Origin of the sequence: Rhizobium laguerreae (genome assembly GCF_002008165.1) — a bacterium.
Taxonomy (GTDB): Bacteria; Pseudomonadota; Alphaproteobacteria; order Rhizobiales; family Rhizobiaceae; genus Rhizobium; species Rhizobium laguerreae.
In genome coordinates this window covers 76976-93553 of sequence record NZ_MRDM01000020.1, presented here as the reverse complement: position 1 = coordinate 93553, position 16578 = coordinate 76976, and the positions used below count along the sequence as shown (strand labels likewise).

The following is a 16578-nucleotide window of genomic DNA, read 5'->3' as shown; positions in this document are numbered from 1 at the left end:
GCGCCACTGTCATACCCGACTAGCGGCACATCGGGTGAAAAGGCTATAGTGGCCAACGAAATGGCATCTCGGAAGGCCTGCGGCGTACCAGCCAAGTTAAAGATATTGGAGATTCCTACAGCCTCCGGTGATCGATTTACGATGCAGCCCGCATCAATACCGTTGCCGGCCCATCGGCCATAGATATGCATGTTGCGATCGGAAAGCAGGGCCGGTGTGAAGACGTTGGCATCGGTCTGGCTACCAGACTCTTTCCAGGAATTTTCCCAGAGATCCAGCGCCGCGGCATCGCGAATGCGTGCCCAATTTTGAGGCTCACGCGCTGAAATTCTGTGAGGTTCAGCCTAAATCCATGATGCGGAAAACAACAACTGGAACCCTTTGTTGACGAGATCGAGCCTGGAAAACCCGTCTTTGAAACCAGGTCGCCGTCCTAGCCGATCTGTCAGCCGACCGATTTCAATCAGCTGTTCCTCCGTTGCATCCGGGTCAAGTGTCGTCATGTTGGAATAGTAGGGGGTGCGATCGCATCGCTTGACCAAAATGCACTGGTTCGCTGATGAGGCAGTCCATGGGCACGGAACATCGCCTGATACAAGTCTGCATTGTTAGCGGCACAGATGCGCGCTTTTTCTGCATCGGATCGTACCGTGTGTTTCAGGATATTGCTTCGCGAAGAGCTGCGTATCATAAGAAATCCTGTTGCTCGGAGCGTCTGACACCTAGCTGGTGCATTCGCGATAAATAGTTGAGCGGCCTCGACTTTGTTGCCATCGAGTGGCTGGCGCCGCGGTTTCTTTCCTCTGGCCCGCGCAGCGGCAATGCCGTCGTTTGTCTGCTCTATGACAAACTGGCTCGATCTAGCGCTGGCCGTCCGATCCGCCTACGTTTTGGCCCGGCCTGGCGCGGTGAACGCGGCGATCGTCGTCTCGTCGTGACCGGCCTCGCGCAGGAAGCGGCTGGCGAATTCGATGGCCGGGCTTCTAAGGGCCTCGTCCGGTCTAATTAGGTGAAAGGCCACATGATAGTCGAGCGTCCGCTCCGACACCGCGACGACGCGCCCGGTGGCCAGCGCGGCATCCGACAGCGGCGGCCGCGCGAGCGCGATGCCGAGCCCTTGCGCACAGGCATCGATCACCAGATTGTAGTCCTCGAAGCGCCGATCATGGCCGCGCGGTATATAGTCGACGCCCTCACGAGAGAGCCAGCGCCGCCAGCCTTCAATATTCGAATCGTGAAGGATCGGCAGATCGAGCAGCGCCAAGGCATCGGAGCGCTGCCCGAGCCGCTCCGCCAGCGCCGGGGCGGCGATCGGAAACGATTTCTCCTGCCAGAGCGGCAGGGCGCGCACGCCAGCCCATGGTCCTTTGCCGCAGCGAATGGCAAGATCCGTGCCTTCGCCGAAATCCGCCAGCCGGTGTTCGAGCGTCAGCTCGACATGCAACTCGTTTCCTTCGAGCTTCGGCAGGCGTTGAAACAGCCATAGAGAGGCGACAGAGGGCGTCACCGAAAGGCGTACCACCGCCTTATTGCGGCGAGGCAGCCAGCGTTCGCCGCTATTGCCGAGCAGCGTAAGTGCTTCTTCCGCCCGCGCGAAAAACCGCATGCCTTCCGGCGTCAGACGCACGCCTCGGGCTTCGCGCGCAAACAGGCGAACGCCCATCCAGCGCTCCAGCCGCGAGACCTGGCGCGACACCGCGCCGTGCGTGATGCCGCTTTCCTCGGCCGCAGCCGAAAACGATCCCAGCCGGGCGGCGCGGGCAAAGGTCTCGAGCGTATCGAGCGGCGGAAGAATTGGCGAGCTGTGAACCATGCGCACATTTGATCATCGATTGCGATGCTTTTCAAGCACGCATCGAAGGCCTAATCACTGTCGAAGCAACACATGGAGGCGAAAATGAGCATGGCGGCAAGTGTACCGGTTTCGACGAAACAGCAAGGCGGGTTCGATCTGGTGGCCTTTGCGGCGATCATCGTCACCATCCTCTCCTGGGCTTCCTCCTTCGTGGTGATCCGCATCTGTCTCGAACCGCTGACGCCGATCGAACTGGCGACGGCGCGTTATGTGGCAGCCGGCGTCATCGCTCTCGTCTATCTCGTCATCTATCGGCCGATGCCGGAAAAACGTGATTTTTTCCGCCTCTCCGTTGCCGCCGTGCTTTTCATCGCCGCCTATGCGGTTCTGCTGAACACCGGCGAGCAGACCGTTGCGGCGGGACCGGCAAGCTTCATCATCAACACCATGCCTGTCTTCACTGCCCTCATCGCCACATTCGCGCTTGGCGAGCGCTTCGGCCGCTGGGGCTGGGTGGGCACGGCAGTTTCCTTCGGCGGCGTGGCGCTGATTGCGGTCGCTTCCGACGGCGGCTTTAAGCTCGATCCGAATGCCGTCCTCATCCTTGGCGCGGCGCTCTGCTCGGCAGTCGCCAGCGTGCTGCAGAAGCCGCTGCTCGGGCGGTTGCCGGCGCTTGCCGTCACTGCCTGGATCCTGCTCATCGGTTCCGTACCACTGTTTCCGGCCGTCCCGGCGACGATTCAGGCGCTGGCCGCCGCACCGGCGGAGGTGAACTGGGGCGTTGCCTATCTCGTTATCTTCCCGACCGCGATCGGCTATCTCACCTGGGCAATCGCCCTGAAGCGGCTGACGGCCGCCCGCGCCTCGAATTTCCTCTACGGTGTTCCCCCGGTCGCCACGCTGATCGGGTTCGTCTGGCTGGGCGAAACGCCGACAGCGCTCGGCGCGGTCGGTGGCGTCATGGCAATCCTCGGTGTGCTCGTCGTCAACGTGATGCGGAAGCGGTAGCGTCGAATTCGGGCCGTGAAGGCGGCCCGGTAACAGATAGGCATTGCGCTGCGGTTCGCTTTCTTTAAAACGAAAGCAGATCGAAAGGCGCGCGTTCATGTTCTTGACCGACCGGCAAATTGAAATCGTGGCGATTGCGAAATCGAGCGGCAGAGTGCTGGTCGAGGAGCTCGCCTCCCGCTTTTCGGTGACGCCCCAGACGATCCGCAAGGACCTGAACGATCTCTGCGATGCGCAGGTGCTGACGCGCATCCATGGCGGCGCCACATTCCCGAGTGGGACGGAGAATGTCAAATACGAAGCGCGCCGTCAGATCGCCGCTTCCGAGAAACAGGCGATCGGCATTGCCACGGTCGAGCTGATTCCGAGCGGGGCCTCGCTCTTCATCAATATCGGAACGACAACGGAGGCGGTGGGCGAGGCGCTCGCCAACCATCACGAGCTGATGGTGATCACCAATAATATCAACGTTGCCAATAGATTACGCCTTTTTCCGGCAATCGAGGTGGTCATTGCCGGCGGGGTCGTGCGCGGTTCGGACGGCGGGATCGTCGGCGAGGCGGCCGTCGATTTCATCCGCCAGTTCAAGGTCGATTACGCCGTGATCGGCGCGTCGGCGATCGATATCGATGGCGCGCTTCTTGACTATGATTTTCGCGAAGTGAAGGTCGCCCAGGCCATCATCGCCAATGCCCGGCATGTCATTCTCGTTGCCGATTCGACGAAGTTCGAACGTACCGCGCCGGTCAGGATCGGTCAGCTTTCCCAGGTTCATACCTTCATCACCGATCGCTGTCCTGTGCCGTCGATCCGCAATCTCTGCCTCGAAAACAATGTGAAACTGATCGAAACGAACGGCAGATCTCGCTAGACAACAGACCCTCACAAACATTCGTTTGACATTCGTATTCCTTTCGTTTTAACTGATGTTACTTTCGCAATTGCGCAAGTTTTGTGCGATGCGAAATCGACGGCGGGCTCGGAGGGGGAATTGGGCCGAAATATTCACGACATATTCGTCATCGGTGGCGGCATCAACGGTTGCGGCATTGCGCGCGATGCCGTCGGGCGCGGCTATACGGTGGCGCTGGCGGAGATGAACGATTTCGCCTCGGGTACCTCGTCGGGCGCCACCAAACTGATCCACGGCGGCCTGCGTTACCTCGAGCATTACGAGTTTCGTCTGGTGCGTGAATCGCTGATGGAGCGCGAGATCCTCTGGGCGATGGCGCCGCACATCATCTGGCCGCTGCGTTTCGTGCTGCCCTACCACAAGGGCGGTATTCGCCCGGCCTGGCTGATCCGGCTCGGCCTCTTCCTCTACGACCATCTTGGCGGCCGCAAGCTGTTGCCGCCGACATCGGTGCTCGACATGCGCAGCGATCCGGCCGGCAAGCCGCTGAAGGCGCTGTTTTCCAAGGCCTTCGAATATTCCGACGGCTGGGTCGACGATGCCCGCATGGTGGTGTTGAACGCCCGCGATGCCGCCGACAAGGGTGCGCTGATCATGCCGCGCACCAAGGTGGTGTCGGCAAGGCGCGAGAATGGCCTGTGGAAGATCGAGACCATCGATACAGTCACCGGTCGCAATGACAGCCATCAGGCCCGCATGCTGGTCAATGCTGCCGGTCCCTGGGTCGACCATGTCATTCGTTCCGCCTTCGGCCAGAACGAAGCCCACCATGTCCGCCTCGTCCAGGGCAGCCATATCGTCGTGAAGAAGAAATTCGACGATGTGAGAGCCTATTTCTTCCAGAATCCCGACAACCGCATCATCTTCGCCATCCCCTACGAGGGCGACTTCACCCTGATCGGCACCACGGATCGCGACTACACCGCCGATCCCCGGGATGTCCGAATCTCCGAGGAAGAGACCGTCTATCTTTGCAATGCGGCGTCGGAATATTTCAAGGAGCCGGTCAGGCCGGAGGATATCGTCTGGACCTATTCTGCGGTCAGGCCGCTTTATGATGATGGCGCCTCGAAGGCGCAGGAGGCGACGCGCGACTATGTGCTGAAGCTGGAAGGCGAAGGTGCCGCGCCGCTGCTCAACGTCTTCGGCGGAAAGCTCACCACCTATCGCCGGCTTTCCGAACATGCGCTGGAGAAGATCGGTGCTGCGATCGGCGCCAAAGGCGCTCCGTGGACGGCCAAAAGCCATCTGCCGGGCGGCGACTTCGCGGTCAAGGGTTACGAGGCGGAGGTCGCCAAGCTGAAGCGGCGTTATTCGTTCCTCGCCGATCGGCATGCCCGCCGCCTGGTGCGCCGCTATGGCACCAAGGCCGAGGCGCTGCTTGGCGATGCCCGCGGCATCGACGATCTCGGTCGGCTGTTCGGTGGCGATCTCTACGAAGCTGAGGTCACCTATCTCGTCGAACAGGAATGGGCCCGGCACGCCGAAGACGTGCTGTGGAGGAGAACAAAGGATGGTCTGCGCCTTTCGAAGGAGCAGGCCCAGTCACTGGAGGAGTACATGGCTGCCATGCCGGCGATGGCCGGGTAGGAGCCATGTGGTCCCCGATGCGTGGAGGCACGGGAATCGGAATGCTGGAACTGCGAAACGCCGCCAAGATGGTGGGCGCGGACTATCATATCTATCCGACCGATCTGGTTCTCGAGCGGGGCACGCTGAACGTCCTGCTCGGGCCGACGCTCGCGGGTAAGACCTCTCTGATGCGGCTGATGGCGGGGCTTGACCGGCCGACCGGCGGCTCCATCCATTTCGACGGCACTGACGTCACCGGCATGCCGGTGCAGAAGCGCAACGTTGCCATGGTCTACCAGCAGTTCATCAACTATCCGGCGCTGACCGTTTACGACAACATCGCCTCGCCGATGCGCATATCGGGCAAGGATGCCGCCACGATCGACAGTGAGGTGCGCAAGGCGGCCGAGCTGCTGAAGCTCACGCCCTATCTCGATCGCACCCCGCTCAATCTGTCCGGCGGCCAGCAACAGCGCACGGCGCTTGCGCGCGCGCTCGTCAAGAATGCCAGCCTCGTGCTGATGGACGAGCCACTCGCCAATCTCGATTACAAGCTGCGCGAGGAACTGCGCGAGGAACTGCCGAAGATCTTTGCCCAATCCGGGGCGATCTTCGTCTATGCGACGACCGAGCCTTCCGAGGCGCTGCTGCTTGGCGGCAATACGGCAACGCTGAACCAGGGCCGGGTGACCCAGTTCGGGCCGACGATCGAGGTCTATCGCCGACCCGTCGATCTCGCCACCGCCGGCATTTTCGCCGATCCACCGCTGAACGCCCTCGACGTCACGAAATCCGGCAATGTCTTCACGCGCCCGAGCGGGGTGACGATCTCAGTTCCCTCGCATCTGGCCATCGTGCCGGATGGTCCCGTCACCATCGCCTTTCACCCGCATCATCTCGGCCTTGCGCCGCAGACCGGCGACGCGGCCCGCCTGCAGGCGCGCACGCTGGTTTCCGAAATCACCGGCTCGGAGAGCTTCGTTCACCTGGAATATGACGGTGTGCGCTGGGTGATGCTGGCGCATGGCATTCACGACATTGATCCCGACATGGAGGTTGAGGCCTTTCTTGACACCCGCCACCTGATGGCCTTCGGCAGCGACGGCCGCGCCATCGCCGCGGCCGGAAAGGTATAGGAGAGCACAATGGCACGCATCACGCTCGACCATATCCGCCACGCCTACGGCGCCAATCCGAAGTCCGACAAGGATTATTCGCTGAAGGAAGTCGACCACGAATGGAACGATGGCGGCGCCTATGCGCTGCTCGGCCCTTCCGGCTGTGGAAAGACCACGCTGCTCAACATCATCTCCGGCCTGCTGCAGCCCTCGCACGGCCGCATCCTGTTCGACGGCAACGATGTCACGAACCTTTCGACGCAGAGCCGCAACATCGCCCAGGTCTTCCAGTTTCCCGTCATCTACGACACGATGACCGTTTACGACAATCTCGCCTTTCCCCTGCGCAACCGCGGTGTGGCCGAGGCGGATGTCGACCGGCGTGTCCGCGATATCCTCGAAATGATCGATCTTGCCGGTTGGGCCAGGCGCAAGGCGCAGGGCCTGACCGCCGATCAGAAGCAGAAGATCTCGCTCGGCCGCGGACTGGTGCGCAACGACGTCAACGCCATTCTGTTCGACGAGCCGCTGACCGTCATCGATCCGCATATGAAATGGGTGCTGCGTTCGCAGCTGAAGCGGCTGCACAAGCAGTTCGGCTTCACCATGGTCTATGTCACCCACGACCAGACCGAGGCGCTGACCTTCGCCGAAAAGGTCGTCGTCATGTATGACGGCCAGATCGTCCAGATCGGCACGCCGGCCGAGCTTTTCGAGCGGCCGAGCCACACCTTCGTCGGTTATTTCATCGGTTCGCCGGGCATGAATTTCATGCCGGCCAGGATCGAGGGCCGCGCGGTCAAGGTCGGAGACGAGACCCTGACGCTCGATTACGCACCGAAGACGTCAGGCACGGCCAAAACCGAACTCGGAATCCGTCCCGAATTCATTCGTCTCGGACGGGAGGGCATGCAGGTCACGATCAGCAAGGTCGAGGATATCGGCCGGCAGAAGATTGTGCGCGCCCGCTTTGCCGGCCAGCCGATCGCCATCGTCGTGGCTGAAGACGCCGACATTCCCGCGGACGCCCGCGTCACCTTCGATCCGTCCGCCATCAGCATCTACGCCGACAGTTGGCGTGTCGGCAGGGAGGCCTGAGCCATGCAGAAGACGTGGAATAACAAAGCCTGGTTTCTGGTCCTGCCGGTGCTGCTGCTCGTGGCGTTTTCGGCCGTCATCCCGCTGATGACCGTCGTCAATTATTCAGTGCAGGATACGTTCGGCAATAACGAGTTCTTCTGGGCCGGTACCGACTGGTTCGTCCAGACCCTGCATTCCGACCGCTTCTGGGAATCGCTACAGCGAAATCTGCTTTTCTCCTTCATCATCCTGGCGCTGGAGATTCCGCTTGGCATCTTCATCGCGCTCAATATGCCGAAATCAGGACCGGGCGTTCCCGTCTGCCTGGTGCTGATGGCGCTGCCGCTGCTCATTCCGTGGAACGTCGTCGGCACCATCTGGCAGGTCTTCGGGCGCGTCGATATCGGCTTGCTCGGCCACACGCTCGAAGCCATCGGCCTCGACTATAATTATGTCCGCGATCCCATCGATGCCTGGGTGACGGTTATCGTCATGGATGTCTGGCACTGGACAAGCCTCGTCGTGCTGCTTTGCTATGCGGGCCTGGTGTCGATCCCGGACGCCTATTACCAGGCCGCCAAGATCGACGGCGCCTCGCGCTGGTCCGTATTCCGCTACATCCAGCTGCCGAAGATGAAGCGGGTACTGCTGATTGCCGTGCTCCTGCGCTTCATGGACAGTTTCATGATCTATACCGAGCCTTTCGTGGTCACCGGCGGCGGGCCTGGCAACTCGACGACCTTCCTGTCCATCGACCTCGTGAAGACGGCCGTCGGCCAATTCGATCTTGGTCCGGCGGCGGCAATGTCGATCATCTACTTCCTCATCATCCTGCTGCTCTCATGGGTGTTCTACACCGTGATGACCAGCAGCGACGCGAGCTAAGGGAGGGCGAGATATGAGCAACAAATACAAACCTGCAGGCAGCCTCTCCTGGCTCGTTCCGACGATCTATATCATCTTCCTGATCCTGCCGATCTACTGGCTCGTCAATATGAGCTTCAAGGAGAATTCCGAAATCACCGGCGCCTTCTCGCTCTGGCCGACGAACCCGACGCTGCGTAACTACACAGTCATCTTTACCGACCCGTCCTGGTATAACGGCTATATCAACTCGATCATCTATGTGGTGATGAACACGGTGATCTCGGTCGCGGCGGCGCTGCCGGCAGCCTATGCCTTCTCGCGCTACCGCTTCCTCGGCGACAAACACCTGTTCTTCTGGCTGCTGACCAACCGCATGGCGCCGCCGGCGGTCTTCGCGCTGCCGTTCTTCCAGCTCTATTCGGCCTTCGGCCTGATCGACACCCACATTGCCGTGGCGCTCGCCCATTGCCTGTTCAACGTGCCGCTCGCCGTCTGGATCCTCGAAGGTTTCATGTCCGGTGTGCCGAAGGAGATCGACGAGACCGCCTATATCGACGGTTATTCCTTCCCGCGTTTCTTCATCAAGATCTTCATTCCGCTGATCGCCAGTGGCGTCGGTGTCGCGGGCTTCTTCTGCTTCATGTTTTCGTGGGTCGAGCTGCTGCTTGCCCGCACGCTGACGACGACGGCGGCAAAGCCGATCTCGGCGATCATGACGCGAACGGTCTCCGCGTCGGGCATGGACTGGGGCGTGCTGGCGGCTGCCGGCGTGCTCACCATCATTCCGGGCGCCCTCGTCATCTATTTCGTCCGCAACTACATCGCCAAGGGCTTCGCGCTCGGGCGCGTTTGAGGAGGAGACGGTCATGAATTTTTCCTGGATGGCCTGGACGCTGCCGACAACGCTGTTCTTCCTGACGATCCTGGCGCTTCTGATCGCCATGAGTGTCTGGGAATATTTTTCGCCGGGCGGCTCGCCGCGCACGGGCGTGCTGCGTTTCGAGACGACGCGCGGCGACCGGCTCTTCATTTCGCTGCTGGGCAGCGCTTTCATTCATCTTGCATGGCTTGGGCTCGGTGGGCCCAACCTGTGGTGGGCTCTTGCCATCTCCGTGGTCTACGCCATCGGCGTCTTCCGCTACGTGTGACGGCAAGGAGAAGACAGATGGCCGGGGGTACTGGCCGCCTGAGACGTGACTGCAATCGCAAACCCTGGGAGGATATTATGCGAAGGCACTTATTGACGACGACAGCAGGCTTGCTGCTGGCAATGACAGCATCGGCTTATGCCGGCATGGACGAGGCCAAGACGTTCCTCGACAAGGAAGTCGGCGATCTCTCGGCGCTTCCGCGCGCCGACCAGGAAAAGGAAATGCAGTGGTTCGTTGATGCTGCAAAGCCTTTCGCCGGCATGGACATCAAGGTCGTGTCCGAAACGATCACGACACATGAATACGAATCGAAGGTGCTGGCGCCCGCCTTCACGGCGATCACCGGCATCAAAATCACGCACGACCTCATCGGCGAAGGCGACGTGGTCGAGAAGCTGCAGACGCAGATGCAGTCGGGCGAAAACATCTATGACGCCTATATCAACGATAGCGACCTGATCGGCACCCATTGGCGCTATCAGCAGGCCCGCTCGCTGACCGATTGGATGGCCAACGAAGGCAAGGATGTCACCAATCCCGGCCTCGACATCGACGATTTCATCGGCAAGTCCTTCACCACGGCGCCTGACGGCAAGCTCTACCAGCTGCCTGACCAGCAGTTCGCGAACCTCTACTGGTTCCGTTACGACTGGTTCAACGACGAGAAGAACAAGGCGGACTTCAAGGCGAAGTACGGCTACGATCTCGGCGTGCCGGTCAACTGGTCAGCCTATGAAGATATTGCCGAGTTCTTCACCGGCCGCGAGATCGATGGCAAGAAGGTCTTCGGTCATATGGACTACGGCAAGAAGGACCCATCGCTCGGATGGCGCTTCACCGATGCTTGGCTGTCCATGGCCGGCAACGGCGACAAGGGCATCCCGAACGGCAAGCCCGTCGATGAATGGGGCATCAAGGTCGACGAGAACTCCCGTCCGGTCGGCTCCTGCGTCGCGCGCGGCGGCGATACCAACGGCCCAGCTGCGGTCTATTCCATCCAGAAATATCTGGACTGGATGAAGGCCTATGCACCGGCTGCCGCCCAGGGCATGACCTTCTCCGAATCCGGCCCCGTCCCGTCGCAGGGCGAAGTCGCCCAGCAGATGTTCACCTACACGGCCTTCACCGCCGACTTCGTCAAGGAAGGCCTGCCGGTCGTCAATGCGGACGGCACGCCGAAATGGCGTTTCGCACCGAGCCCGCATGGCGTCTACTGGAAGGACGGCATGAAGCTCGGCTATCAGGACGCCGGTTCGTGGACACTGATGAAGTCCACGCCTGACGACCGCGCCAAGGCGGCCTGGCTCTATGCCCAGTTCGTCACCTCGAAGACTGTCGACGTGAAGAAGAGCCACATGGGCCTGACCTTCATTCGCCAGTCGACGCTTGATCACAAGTCCTTCACCGATCGTGCGCCGAAACTCGGTGGTCTGATCGAATTCTATCGTTCGCCCGCCCGCCTGCAGTGGTCGCCGACCGGTACGAACGTTCCTGACTATCCGAAGCTCGCTCAGCTTTGGTGGCAGGCGATTGGTGATGCCTCTTCCGGCGCCAAGACGGCACAGGAAGCGATGGACTCGCTTTGCTCCGAGCAGGAAAAGGTGTTGCAGCGCCTGGAACGCGCCAAGGTCCAGGGCGACATCGGCCCGAAACTCGCCGAGGAGCATGATCTCGCCTATTGGAACGCGGATGCGGTGAAGAACGGCAACCTTGCCCCGCAGCTGAAGATCGAGAACGAGAAGGACAAGCCGGTCACGGTCAACTACGACGAACTCGTCAAGAGCTGGCAGAAGTAGTAAGGCGGACCAGGCCGGAGGCGACGAGGCTTCCGGCCATCACTTCCTGCCACCGGCAGCAAGCCGGTGGCACCCACAATCTTTCTCTCATGAAACGTCCGCGTCCTGCTGTCCTCTGCAGGCTGAGCGGTTTCGTGCGAGCCGGAGACGGATATGAGCGGCTATATTCTTTCAATCGACCAGGGCACGACGTCGTCGCGCGCCATCATCTTCGATGGCGACATGAAAATGGCCGGCTCGGCGCAGGCGGAGATCACCCAATATTATCCGCAGCCCGGATGGGTCGAGCACGACGCCGCCGAAATCTGGCGATCCGTCGTCGATACGGTGCGCAAGGCGATCGCCGATGCTGGTATTGACGCCGCCGATATCACCGCGATCGGGATCACCAACCAGCGCGAGACGGCGGTCGTCTGGGACCGCGGGTCAGGAAAGCCGCTTCACCGCGCGATCGTCTGGCAAGACAGGCGCACTGCAGAAATGTGCGAGAGCCTGAAGGCAGACGGCTACGAGAAGCTGTTCAGCGCCAAGACCGGGCTGTTGCTCGACCCTTACTTCTCCGGAACGAAGCTGCGCTGGCTGCTCGACAATGTCGATGGTCTGCGTGAGAAGGCGGAAGTGGGCGATGTCTGCTTCGGCACGATCGACAGCTGGCTGATCTACAATCTGACTGATGGACGCGTGCATGCCACCGATGCGACCAATGCATCGAGAACGCTGCTCTACAATATCGACGAGGGTGCCTGGGACGAGGAGCTTCTCGGCATTCTCCGTATTCCGGCCGCCATGCTTCCTGACATCAGGGAATGTGCGGATGATTTCGGCCGCGTCGACAAGGCGCTGTTCGGCGCGGAACTTCCGATCCTCGGGGTCGCGGGCGACCAGCAGGCTGCGGCGATGGGCAATGCCTGCTTCGAGGCCGGTATGATGAAATCCACCTACGGCACCGGCTGCTTTGCCCTGTTGAACACCGGCCGGGATCGTGTTTCCTCCTCCAACCGGATGCTGACGACGATCGCCTGCCGGCTCGATGGCGAGACGACCTATGCGCTCGAAGGCTCGATCTTCATCGCCGGTGCTGCCGTCCAATGGCTGCGCGATGGCCTTGGCATCATCGGCCAGGCATCCGAGGCAGGAGTGCTTGCGGCCAAGGCCGATCCCGGACAGCAGGTCTATATCGTCCCGGCCTTCACCGGCCTCGGCGCCCCTTACTGGGATCCGGCCGCGCGCGGCGCGATCTTCGGTCTGACGCGAAACAGCGGGCCGGCGGAATTCGCCCGCGCCGTGCTTGAATCCGTCGCCTACCAGACGCTCGACCTGCTGGTGGCGATGAAGAAGGACTGGGGCGCCAACCAGCTGGAAACGGTGCTGCGCGTTGATGGCGGGATGGCGGATTCGGATTGGACTATGCAGTGCCTAGCCGACATGACCGGAAACCCTGTCGACCGCTCGGCGATCCGCGAGACGACGGCGCTCGGCGCAGCCTGGCTTGCCGGCTCGAAAGCCGGCATCTGGCCCGGCAAGCGGGATTTTGCGAAAGCCTGGACCTGCGACCGCCGCTTCAGCCCTTCGATGGATGAGACCGAGCGGCAGGGCAAGATCATCGGCTGGAAGAATGCCGTATCCAGAATGATTTCGGACGCCTCGGCGGGATAGAACCGCTTCCGAGGAGACGCAACTTCTCTTAAGCGGCGCCGACGGCCTTTCTGTTGATGAAGCTGAGGGCGAGCACGGCGAAGATCAGCGTTCCCGTGCCGACCTGCTGCCAATAGAAGTTCAGATCGGTCAGCAGCAGCCCATTGGCGACGATGCTGAGCAGCAGCGCGCCGAGAACGGTCCCGCCCACATTCGGCCGTCCGAGCGGGCTGAGAGTCGTGCCGATGAAGGTCGCGCCGATCGCATTCAGCAGGAAGGCATTGCCCGAGGAGGGGATGTAGGTGGTGACGGTTGCGGTCAGGATCAGTCCGGCGATTGCCGCGATCAACCCGACCAGCATGAAAGTCACCGCGACATGGGCCGGCGCGGCGATGCCGGAATAGCGCACGACGCCCGGCTGGATGCCGATCGACAGGATGACGCGGCCGAAGCGCGTGCGGGCAAAGACAACGGCAGCCGCCGCGATGACGACGATGGCAGCGGCAAGCGGTACCGGAAAGCCGGCAATCGTCCCATGGCCGAGGAAACGGAAGGCTTCCGGCACGCCGTTCGGCGGCAGATAGACCGGATTGCCGCCATTGGTCAGCAGCTGCTGCACGCTGCGGCCGATGAACAGCGTGCCGAGCGTGGCGAGGAACGGCGACACGCCGATCCCTGAAATCAAGAGCGCGTTGAAGGCCCCGACGAACGCTCCGGCGGCCAGTCCCGCGAGTGCGGCGACTGCCACCGGCTGTCCGGCGAGGACGAGCGAAACGAAGGCGAAGCTGGCAAAATCCATTGCCGTTCCCACCGAAAGATCGATGCCGCCCGACGCGACGGCGACGGTCATGGCGATGGAGACGATGGCAAGCAGCGTGAAATTGTTGACCAGGATGCTCTGCAAGTTCGCGGGCGTCAGGAACGTCGGCGTTGCCGCGGAAAAGGCGGCAAACACCGCGATCAGGGCGAGGATCAGCCCATTGCGCACCAGGCCGCCGGCGATCAGACGCGGCAAGCCTACGGTGGCGAGGGGAGGGGTCTGGAGCGACATGGTCAGGCCTCCTGCCGGCGCAGCAGCGTGGTCGCGGAAACGACGATGAGAATGAGCACACCCTGGACGCCGCTGACCAGCGTGCTCGAAATGTTCAGCAGCTGGAAACCGTTAACCAGGAAGCCGACCAAAAGGGCCGAAAGCAGCGTCCCGGTGACCGTTGCAACCAGCCGGCGCGAAAAGACCGAGCCGAGCAGGGCCGTCACGACGACCGGCAACAGCATCTCGCCGGCGCCGGTCGTGCTGCCGCTCAGATAGGAAACCGACAGGATGCCGGCGATGCCGCCGGAGACGCCGCTGGCGACGAAGGCGCCGGCGAGTAGCCGTCGAAGCGGCAGACCCGCGGCACGCGCTGCATCCGGAAACTCACCGACGGCATAGAGACGCAGGCCGAGCGGCGTATATTGCACGATCGCCGTGGTGATGGCCGTGAAGACGAGGAGCACATAGGCGAGAACCGGGATGCCGAAAGCGTCCGAGGCCGAGAGCGCCGACAGGAATGGCGTCGAAGCCGGCAGGACGGTATTGCCGGTCAGCACCAATTCCAGGCCGGCGACGACGTTCATGACGGCCAGCGTGGCCAGCAGCGGCACGATGCCGGCATAGACGACGGCAATGGCATTGACCGTGCCGATCAACGCGCCGGTGAGGATCGCAGCGGCAACCGCCGTCGCATCGCCGTAGCCGAACTGTGTCAGGCTCGCGTAGACCGCGGCGCTCAGGCCCATATTGGCCGCGAGCGACAGGTCGATCCCGCCGGTGACGACATTGGAGCCGCCGGCGATCAGCACGATCGTCAGACCGATGGCAAGCACACCTGAGATGGCCGATTGGCCGAGGACGTTGCCGATATTGCCGATGCTGAGGAAATAGGGTGCGGTCAGCGAAAAAATGATCAGGATGGCGGCAAATGCGATCAGCGATCCGAAGCGCAATGCCGCAGCTGCAATATTGCCGGCCGGCCGGGGAGGCAGTTCGGCAGCGGAAAAACCGGAAGGCGCGAATTCCACTTCAGCCGACATGGCGTTGTCCCTCGGATGATCCGGTCGATTGAGCCAGCACCGCATCTGCCGTGGTCTCCGACGAGATGAATTCCCGCGCCACGCGGCCGCGGAAGAGCACCAGGATGCGATCGGTGATGCCGATCAGTTCGGGCAGATCCGAAGACAGCACGATGACGCCGGCGCCGCGCGACGCGAGTTCGCCGATCAGCGTGTAGATCTCGACCTTGGAGCCGATATCGACGCCGACCGTCGGCTCGTCGAGCAGATAGACCTCGGAACGGCGGCTCAGCCACTTGGCGATGGCCACCTTCTGCTGGTTGCCGCCCGAAAGCGTACGCAGCAGAGCATCTCGGCCATTGGTCTTCACCTGCAGCCGCGAAATCAGAGCGTCGACTTCTCTCTGTTCGCGCCTGCGATCGAGAAAGCCGAAACGCGTGAAGCGGCCAAGGCTCGAAAGGCTGATATTTTCCGCGACGCTGAGGTCGAGCGCGACGCCATGGCGACGTCGATCTTCCGGCACTAGGGCGATTTCGCGGCCGGCCGCCTGGGTGGGATTGGTGAAACGGGCAGCTTTGCCGTTGATCTCGATATGGCCGGAAGCCGGGGTCTCCAGACCGAAGAGCGCGCGGACCAGCTCCTTTGCGCCGGAGCCGAGCAGGCCGGTAAGGCCGAGCACCTCGCCGCGGCGAAGCGTGAAACTGATGTCGCTATATTTCCCCGGCGCCGACAGCTGCTCGACCTTGAGGATGTCTTCGCCGGGCGTCACTTGCGGCTTCGGAAACATTTCCTTGATGTCGCGCTCGACCATCAGCCGGGCAATCGCACCGGCGGAAGTCTCCCCGATCGGCAGGGAGGCCACGTCGAGCCCGTTGCGCAGCACGGTGACGTGGTCGCAGAGCTCTTCGATTTCGTTCAGGTAATGCGAGATATAGATGATGGTGACGCCTTCGTCGCGCAGACGGCGGATCAGCCGGAAAAGGATATCGGCCTCGCGGCGCACCAATGCGGCCGTCGGCTCGTCGAAGACGAGCACCTTCGGCTGATTGAGGAGGGCGCGGGTGATTTGCACGATCTGCTTTTCGGCCGTCGACAATTCGCCGATCAAGGCGGCGTTCGGCAACCGGATACCGAAATAGTCGTTGAGAATGTCAGATGCCCGGCGCTGCATCAGTCGGCGATCGAGGAACGGCGTGCCCGATATCCGCGGTTCCCGGCCAAGGAACAGGGCTTCGCCGACGGTGAAGGTCGGCACCAGCAGTCGATCCTGGTGAATGAAGTGGATACCGAGCTCTTCGGCAAGATGCGGTGTCAGCCTGTCGAATGTTTGCCCTTCGATCTCGATCCGGCCGCCATCGGGCTGATGAAGACCGGCCAGCAACTTGATCAGCGTCGACTTGCCGGCGCCGTTCTGGCCGACGAGACCGTGGATGGTGCCGCGCCTGACGATCAGCGACGCACTGGCAAGCGCCTGCGCGCCGCCAAAATGCTTGACGATGCCTTCAAGGCGGATGATGTCGTCGCGTGCCGACACCGGTTGCTTCAACGAAATGGCCGTCATATCGATTTCTCCAGGCACAGAGATTCCGAG

General features: G+C 61.8%; 14 protein-coding genes. 10 read left to right on the top strand and 4 right to left on the bottom strand.

Going from position 1 to position 16578, the window contains the following annotated elements; translation table 11 throughout:
- Nucleotides 1-883: 883 nt before the first annotated feature.
- Nucleotides 884-1813: a LysR family transcriptional regulator gene (locus tag BS630_RS26295; RefSeq protein ID WP_077979731.1), complete on the bottom strand. Its 930-nt coding sequence runs from the start codon at nucleotides 1811-1813 to the stop codon at nucleotides 884-886.
- A gap of 72 nt (nucleotides 1814-1885) precedes the next feature.
- Between BS630_RS26295 and BS630_RS26290 the strand changes: the two genes are divergently transcribed.
- The 10 genes from BS630_RS26290 to glpK all read left to right on the top strand — a co-directional run bounded on the left by BS630_RS26290 (nucleotide 1886) and on the right by glpK (nucleotide 12956).
- Nucleotides 1886-2803, top strand: a complete 918-nt coding sequence (locus BS630_RS26290; protein ID WP_077979730.1) for a DMT family transporter — start codon at nucleotides 1886-1888, stop codon at nucleotides 2801-2803.
- Nucleotides 2804-2900: 97 nt separating this feature from the next.
- Nucleotides 2901-3674, top strand: a complete 774-nt coding sequence (locus tag BS630_RS26285; RefSeq protein ID WP_017957589.1) for a DeoR/GlpR family DNA-binding transcription regulator — start codon at nucleotides 2901-2903, stop codon at nucleotides 3672-3674.
- 120 nt (nucleotides 3675-3794) lie between these two features.
- On the top strand, nucleotides 3795-5306 hold the full coding sequence (gene glpD, locus BS630_RS26280) for a glycerol-3-phosphate dehydrogenase (RefSeq protein WP_077979729.1): 1512 nt from the start codon (nucleotides 3795-3797) through the stop codon (nucleotides 5304-5306).
- A gap of 41 nt (nucleotides 5307-5347) precedes the next feature.
- Entirely contained in the window at nucleotides 5348-6424 is a 1077-nt protein-coding gene (locus BS630_RS26275; protein ID WP_077979728.1) for an ABC transporter ATP-binding protein, read from the top strand.
- Between the two features lie 9 nt (nucleotides 6425-6433).
- Nucleotides 6434-7504 carry an ABC transporter ATP-binding protein gene (locus BS630_RS26270; RefSeq protein WP_077979727.1) on the top strand — a complete coding sequence of 357 codons (1071 nt, stop codon included), beginning with the start codon at nucleotides 6434-6436 and terminating at the stop codon, nucleotides 7502-7504.
- A gap of 3 nt (nucleotides 7505-7507) precedes the next feature.
- Entirely contained in the window at nucleotides 7508-8371 is an 864-nt protein-coding gene (locus BS630_RS26265) for a carbohydrate ABC transporter permease (RefSeq protein WP_017957585.1), read from the top strand.
- A 13-nt stretch (nucleotides 8372-8384) separates the two neighbouring features.
- Complete coding sequence (locus BS630_RS26260; RefSeq protein WP_017957584.1) at nucleotides 8385-9206, top strand: carbohydrate ABC transporter permease; 822 nt, start codon at nucleotides 8385-8387, stop codon at nucleotides 9204-9206.
- 13 nt (nucleotides 9207-9219) lie between these two features.
- Nucleotides 9220-9501 (top strand): DUF2160 domain-containing protein, encoded by a 282-nt coding sequence (locus BS630_RS26255; RefSeq protein WP_003549529.1) that lies wholly within the window; start codon nucleotides 9220-9222, stop codon nucleotides 9499-9501.
- A gap of 77 nt (nucleotides 9502-9578) precedes the next feature.
- Nucleotides 9579-11300 (top strand): ABC transporter substrate-binding protein, encoded by a 1722-nt coding sequence (locus tag BS630_RS26250; protein WP_077979726.1) that lies wholly within the window; start codon nucleotides 9579-9581, stop codon nucleotides 11298-11300.
- A 153-nt stretch (nucleotides 11301-11453) separates the two neighbouring features.
- Nucleotides 11454-12956: a glycerol kinase GlpK gene (glpK, locus tag BS630_RS26245; protein WP_077979725.1), complete on the top strand. Its 1503-nt coding sequence runs from the start codon at nucleotides 11454-11456 to the stop codon at nucleotides 12954-12956.
- A gap of 28 nt (nucleotides 12957-12984) precedes the next feature.
- On the opposite strand, the gene BS630_RS26240 is transcribed toward glpK, so the two are convergent.
- From BS630_RS26240 to BS630_RS26230, 3 genes are read right to left on the bottom strand one after another with little or no spacing between them, the layout of a single operon-like run.
- Nucleotides 12985-13986 (bottom strand): ABC transporter permease, encoded by a 1002-nt coding sequence (locus tag BS630_RS26240; RefSeq protein WP_077979724.1) that lies wholly within the window; start codon nucleotides 13984-13986, stop codon nucleotides 12985-12987.
- Between the two features lie 2 nt (nucleotides 13987-13988).
- The gene (locus tag BS630_RS26235) at nucleotides 13989-15008 is read right to left on the bottom strand and encodes an ABC transporter permease (protein ID WP_077979723.1); all 1020 of its coding nucleotides are present in this window, start codon (nucleotides 15006-15008) and stop codon (nucleotides 13989-13991) included.
- Nucleotides 14998-16548 carry a sugar ABC transporter ATP-binding protein gene (locus tag BS630_RS26230; RefSeq protein ID WP_077979722.1) on the bottom strand — a complete coding sequence of 517 codons (1551 nt, stop codon included), beginning with the start codon at nucleotides 16546-16548 and terminating at the stop codon, nucleotides 14998-15000. Before BS630_RS26230 ends, BS630_RS26235 begins: the two co-directional genes overlap by 11 nt.
- Nucleotides 16549-16578: the final 30 nt, after the last annotated feature.

What these genes read in the sequence shown, in the direction of transcription:
- BS630_RS26295 (WP_077979731.1), bottom strand. Translation starts at nt 1,813, where the DNA reads ATGGTTCACAGCTCGCCAATTCTTCCGCCGCTCGATACGCTCGAGACC.
- BS630_RS26290 (WP_077979730.1), top strand. Translation starts at nt 1,886, where the DNA reads ATGGAGGCGAAAATGAGCATGGCGGCAAGTGTACCGGTTTCGACGAAA.
- BS630_RS26285 (WP_017957589.1), top strand. Translation starts at nt 2,901, where the DNA reads ATGTTCTTGACCGACCGGCAAATTGAAATCGTGGCGATTGCGAAATCG.
- BS630_RS26275 (WP_077979728.1), top strand. Translation starts at nt 5,348, where the DNA reads ATGCTGGAACTGCGAAACGCCGCCAAGATGGTGGGCGCGGACTATCAT.
- BS630_RS26270 (WP_077979727.1), top strand. Translation starts at nt 6,434, where the DNA reads ATGGCACGCATCACGCTCGACCATATCCGCCACGCCTACGGCGCCAAT.
- BS630_RS26265 (WP_017957585.1), top strand. Translation starts at nt 7,508, where the DNA reads ATGCAGAAGACGTGGAATAACAAAGCCTGGTTTCTGGTCCTGCCGGTG.
- BS630_RS26260 (WP_017957584.1), top strand. Translation starts at nt 8,385, where the DNA reads ATGAGCAACAAATACAAACCTGCAGGCAGCCTCTCCTGGCTCGTTCCG.
- BS630_RS26255 (WP_003549529.1), top strand. Translation starts at nt 9,220, where the DNA reads ATGAATTTTTCCTGGATGGCCTGGACGCTGCCGACAACGCTGTTCTTC.
- BS630_RS26250 (WP_077979726.1), top strand. Translation starts at nt 9,579, where the DNA reads ATGCGAAGGCACTTATTGACGACGACAGCAGGCTTGCTGCTGGCAATG.
- glpK (WP_077979725.1), top strand. Translation starts at nt 11,454, where the DNA reads ATGAGCGGCTATATTCTTTCAATCGACCAGGGCACGACGTCGTCGCGC.
- BS630_RS26240 (WP_077979724.1), bottom strand. Translation starts at nt 13,986, where the DNA reads ATGTCGCTCCAGACCCCTCCCCTCGCCACCGTAGGCTTGCCGCGTCTG.
- BS630_RS26235 (WP_077979723.1), bottom strand. Translation starts at nt 15,008, where the DNA reads ATGTCGGCTGAAGTGGAATTCGCGCCTTCCGGTTTTTCCGCTGCCGAA.
- BS630_RS26230 (WP_077979722.1), bottom strand. Translation starts at nt 16,548, where the DNA reads ATGACGGCCATTTCGTTGAAGCAACCGGTGTCGGCACGCGACGACATC.